The organism is bacterium (assembly GCA_035371905.1).
Taxonomy (GTDB): Bacteria; Ratteibacteria; UBA8468; order B48-G9; family JAFGKM01; genus JAMWDI01.
This window is the reverse complement of record DAORXQ010000115.1, coordinates 1-4,853: the sequence shown is the minus strand read 5'-3', so window position 1 is coordinate 4,853 and position 4,853 is coordinate 1. Positions and strand designations below refer to the sequence as shown.

Sequence of the window (4,853 nt, the reverse complement as noted above, 5' to 3'; positions counted from 1 at the left end):
GAAATGAATAATAAAATTTACGAAGGAATTATTGATAAAGTTTTTATAGAAAAAGGGAAAATAAAAATTTACGAATTCAAAACATATTTCTCTGATTTAGAAAAATATAAAGAACAACTTGAAATTTATAAAATAGCGATGAAAAAAATCTTCAATATAAATAATGTTGAGTGTTTCATAATTAATCTTTCAGAGGTAAAAATAGTAAAACTTGAAGAATAATGATTTAAAAGTTAAACTTTAACCATGGTAGAAATTAATAATTTAGTAAAAAAGATTGAAAAGAAAGAAATAAAAGTTGGTGTAATTGGGCTTGGATATGTGGGATTACCCCTTGTTATTAGATTTATAGAGAGTGGATTTAATGTTATTGGTTTTGATACAGATGAAGAAAAAGTAGTAAAATTGAAAAAAGGGATTTCTTATATTCACTACATTCCTGAAGAAAAAATAAAACAAATTATTCCAAATCTGGAACCAACAACAGATATGAGAAGATTAAAAGAAGTTGATGCAATTGTTATATGTGTCCCAACACCACTAAATCCTTACAGAGAACCTGACCTGACATATCTTCACAAAACAGCAGATGATATATATGAAAATTTGAGAGAAGGACATATAATTTCACTTGAATCAACTACTTATCCAGGAACAACAAGAGAAATTTACCTTTCAAAATTTGAAAAAAAAGGACTTAAAGCAGGTGAAGATTTTTTTCTTATATATTCACCAGAAAGAGAAGACCCTGGCAATCCAAAATATAAAACAAAAGACATTCCAAAGGTTGTTGGAGGAATTACAGAAAATTGCAAAAAAATAGGTATAGTTTTATATTCTCAAATAGTTGATGAAGTGGTACCTGTTTCTTCTACCGAAGTAGCAGAAGCGACAAAACTTCTTGAAAATATTTATAGAGCAGTTAACATAGCCCTTGTTAATGAACTTAAAATGCTTTTTGAAAAAATGGGAATTGATATATGGGAAGTAATTGAAGCATCTAAAACAAAACCATTCGGTTTTCAACCGTTTTATCCAGGACCGGGTCTTGGTGGACATTGTATACCCATTGACCCATTTTATTTAACATGGGTAGCAAAAAGATATGATTTTACAACAAGTTTTATTGAACTGGCAGGCGAAATAAATACTATGATGCCCTATTATGTAGTTGAAAAATGTATAGAAGGTCTGAATATGCAAGGAAAACCAATAAAAGGAAGTAAAATTTTAATAGTAGGTATTGCTTACAAAAAAGATGTAGATGATATCAGAGAGTCACCTGCTTTCAAAATTATAAAAATTCTTGAGAAAAAAAATGTTGATAGAATTGATTATTATGACCCCTTTGTGAAAGAGGTAAAAAAAACGAGACAATATCCTAAACCTATTTTTTCTATTGAATTTTCTCCTGAAAAATTAAAAAATTACGATGTTGCAATCATCGTTACTGACCATTCAAATATTGATTATAAAACACTTTATGATTGTGTTCCTCTAATTATTGACACAAGAAATGTTTATAAAGAAAAACTTCCAAAAGTTATAAAAGCATAACAAACCTCTATTAAATTGACTTTAAAAAATAAAAAGGTATAATATGAATTTAAAACGTATTTATTATTTTTTGATTTGGAAAGATTTCTATGGAAAAAAAAGAAAAGATTGTAATTTATGTTCTGTTTTCAATATTTATTTTATTACTTCTTTTACTGGGGACTTGGGAAATAATTGAAAAATTTACACAAAAAACAAATGTATACATTTTTTTGGTTAAACAGGAAAAGGATAAAACTATTGTTAAACCAGTGATAAGAAAAATTAAGTATTATAGAGGGATAGAAAACAAAATAGAAAATACTATGCGGGAATTAATAAAAGGACCCACAGAAGAAGAGAAAAAAAATGGTTTTTCTACAAGTTTAAACGAAAATACAAGAATTTTGGATTTAAAAATAGAAGGTGATACTTTAAATTTAAATTTTTCAAAAGAGGTTGAAGAAGGAGGAGGAACTTTATTAATGGAAACAAGAATTGCTCAGATTGTTTATACTGGAACACAGTTTCCTGAAATAGAAAAAATAAGATTTTTGATTGAAGGAAATACTATTAAATATTTTAGCGGTGAGGGAATAACAATAGTTGAAAAACCCGTCAGTAGAGATGATTTAAAAGAATTTGAAATAGAAATAATAGAGGAGGGAAAAAATGAAAAAAGGAATTCATCCTGAGTATAAAGATGCAACAATAGTTTGTGCTTGTGGAAATATTGTAAAAACAAGATCAACGAAATCAGAAATTAAAGTGGAAATATGTAATAAATGCCACCCCTATTTTACAGGAAAACAAAAAGTCGTTGATATCACTGGAAGAGTAGAAAAATTTAAGAAAAAATATGGTGGATGAAAAAATCAAAGAAATAGAAATAGAATATAGACAATATCTTGAACTTCTTTCGCAGGAAAAGAAAGATACTGAAAAATTCAAAGAAGTTCTTAAAAAAATAAGTGTTTATGAAGAAATATTAAAACTCAAAAAGAAATATGATGAAATTTTAAAAAAAATAGAGGAAGATAAAGCAATAATAGAGAATGGGGAAGAAGAACTGCAAAAGATTGCAAAAGAAGAACTTGATTCTTTAATTAAAGAAAAAAATAAAATAGAAATTGAAATAGAAAATCTTTTAAATCCTGAAAATGAGGTCAATAACAAAAATGCTATTGTTGAAATAAGAGCAGGAATAGGTGGAGAAGAGGCATGTCTTTTTGTTGGTGATCTCTTCAGAATGTATCTAAAATATTGTGAAAAAAACAATTTTAAAATAGAAATTTTAGATTCTCACCCTTCTGAACTTGGAGGATATAAAGAAATAATTTTTTCTGTTAAAGGAAAAGGAGCTTATGGTAATTTAAAATATGAAGGTGGAGTACATAGAGTTCAAAGAGTACCAAAAACAGAAAGTTACGGAAGAATTCATACATCCGCAGCAACTGTTGCTGTCTTACCAGAAATAGAAAGCGAAGAAATTAAAATTAATCCAGAAGATTTAAAAATTGAAACATTTAGAGCAAGTGGACATGGTGGACAACATGTTAATAAGACATCTTCAGCAGTAAGAATAACCCATATCCCCAGCGGAATTACAGTAAGTTGTCAGGATGATAGATCTCAATTAAAAAATAGAGAAAAAGCAATGAAGATTTTAAGAGCAAGATTACAAGATATTTATGAAAGAGAAAAAAAGGAAAAAATAGATACAGAAAGAAAAAAACTTATAAAAACAGGTGATAGAAGTGAGAAAATAAGAACTTATAATTTCCCTCAAAACAGATTAACAGACCACAGAATAAATTTTACAAGTTATAATCTTGATAAAATTATGGATGGCGAATTAGATGAACTAATTGAACAGTTAAAAAAACAAATGAAAGAGTGATGAAAAAATTACCAATTGACATTCCTTTTATTTTTAAGGTAATATTAAATAAAAAAGGAGGGAAAAGATGAAGAAAAATATAATATTAATGTTTACAATATTCACCTTTTTAGTATACGGTAGAGAATTTACAGATTTAATCAATGAGGGTGTTATATATTTAAAAACTGAAGAATATGTAAAAGCAATAAATATTTTTGAAGAAGCAAAAAAAATTTCTCCAGAGAATTCCGATGTTTATTATTACCTTGGAGAAGCATATTATAGAAAGGGAGAATCTGATAAAGCGATTACAAATTTACAAAAAGCAATAAATATAAATTCTCAAAATCTTTCTTATTACTATACACTTGCTTTAGTATATTTATCCCAAAATAAAAAAAGTGAAGCGATAGAAACATTGAACAAAATTATAAATACCGCACCTTTAACATATTACGGTAAAAATGCAATAAAACTGAAAAACGACATTGAAAATAGTGAAAAAGAAATTCAAATTACTAAAAAATGGGAACAGCAAGAAATAGAAGAAAAAAAGAGAAAAGAAGAAGAGAAAAAGAAAGAAGAAAAAACAACATCGGAAGGATTACCATCAAATATACTGCAAGAATTACCACCTGAAATGTTAAAGAACATTGGAACAACTCAATCTTCTGAAGTTACAAAAACACCAATCCCTACATTAATAAAAAGAATAAAATTTGGAACTGAAGAAATAAGAAAAAAGGCATCAGGTGAAATAGTTACATATTCTGCAACTGAAATACAAAAAGTTATAAGTGACATTCTTTCAATTATAAAAGATGAAAAAGAACCTGAAGTTAAAAGAAATTTAATACTTGCTGCTGGAAAAATTAATAATTCAGAAGTAATAGATATGTTACTTGAAATTATTAAAGATGAAGAAGAATTATTTGAAATAAGGATTGTTGCTCTTGATACTATTAGTAATTTAAAGGCAGAAAAAGTTATTGAAGAATTGAGGAATACACTTTCAAGTATGATAAGTAGAAGAGAAAAAGAAAGAGAAGATGCAAGAAAAAATATTCAGGAAATAAATACAAAGGTAGATGATTTAACAGCAAAACAAATTGTTTTGAATAGCGAAATACAGAATTTGAATAATAGAATCGCTCAAATAGATAACCAACTTTACAGTTACAATGAAGAATTCCCTGCAGGTGCTCCTCCAGGAATTACTCCTGGTGGAAGGAAACCTTTAACTGATAAAGAAACAAAAAAGTTACTTGAAGAAAAAAGGATAAGTGAAGAAAAAATCAAAACAAATAATGAGGAAATTGAAAAAATTAAAAAAGAACTTGAAGATTTAACTACAAGAAAAAGAAAATATGAAGAACTGCTTGAATTAAGAAAAAGGAAAATAGATATTACTGGAATTGGAGCATCTGCTGCAGTA

General features: G+C 27.3%; 6 protein-coding genes. All 6 read left to right on the top strand.

All coding sequences use genetic code 11. From position 1 onward, the window contains the following. Positions 1-222, top strand: a 222-nt coding sequence (locus PKV21_09105; GenBank protein HOM27643.1) for a hypothetical protein, incomplete at its 5' end; no start/stop codon positions are given. 24 nt (positions 223-246) lie between these two features. Beyond that, complete coding sequence (locus PKV21_09100; GenBank protein ID HOM27642.1) at positions 247-1,557, top strand: nucleotide sugar dehydrogenase; 1,311 nt, start codon at positions 247-249, stop codon at positions 1,555-1,557. Positions 1,558-1,646: 89 nt separating this feature from the next. Beyond that, entirely contained in the window at positions 1,647-2,231 is a 585-nt protein-coding gene (locus tag PKV21_09095) for a GerMN domain-containing protein (protein ID HOM27641.1), read from the top strand. Further along, positions 2,209-2,406 carry a 50S ribosomal protein L31 gene (gene rpmE, locus PKV21_09090; GenBank protein ID HOM27640.1) on the top strand — a complete coding sequence of 66 codons (198 nt, stop codon included), beginning with the start codon at positions 2,209-2,211 and terminating at the stop codon, positions 2,404-2,406. Before PKV21_09095 ends, rpmE begins: the two co-directional genes overlap by 23 nt. After that, entirely contained in the window at positions 2,396-3,436 is a 1,041-nt protein-coding gene (gene prfA / locus PKV21_09085) for a peptide chain release factor 1 (protein ID HOM27639.1), read from the top strand. The genes rpmE and prfA overlap by 11 nt, the downstream gene beginning before the upstream one ends. Positions 3,437-3,503: 67 nt before the next feature. Continuing rightward, positions 3,504-4,853: tetratricopeptide repeat protein (locus tag PKV21_09080; GenBank protein HOM27638.1), on the top strand; the 1,350-nt coding region annotated here is incomplete at its 3' end.

Bases quoted from the DNA above. Each gene is read 5' to 3' on its own strand.
- PKV21_09100 (HOM27642.1), top strand. From the start codon at position 247: ATGGTAGAAATTAATAATTTAGTAAAAAAGATTGAAAAGAAAGAAATA.
- PKV21_09095 (HOM27641.1), top strand. From the start codon at position 1,647: ATGGAAAAAAAAGAAAAGATTGTAATTTATGTTCTGTTTTCAATATTT.
- rpmE (HOM27640.1), top strand. From the start codon at position 2,209: ATGAAAAAAGGAATTCATCCTGAGTATAAAGATGCAACAATAGTTTGT.
- prfA (HOM27639.1), top strand. From the start codon at position 2,396: ATGGTGGATGAAAAAATCAAAGAAATAGAAATAGAATATAGACAATAT.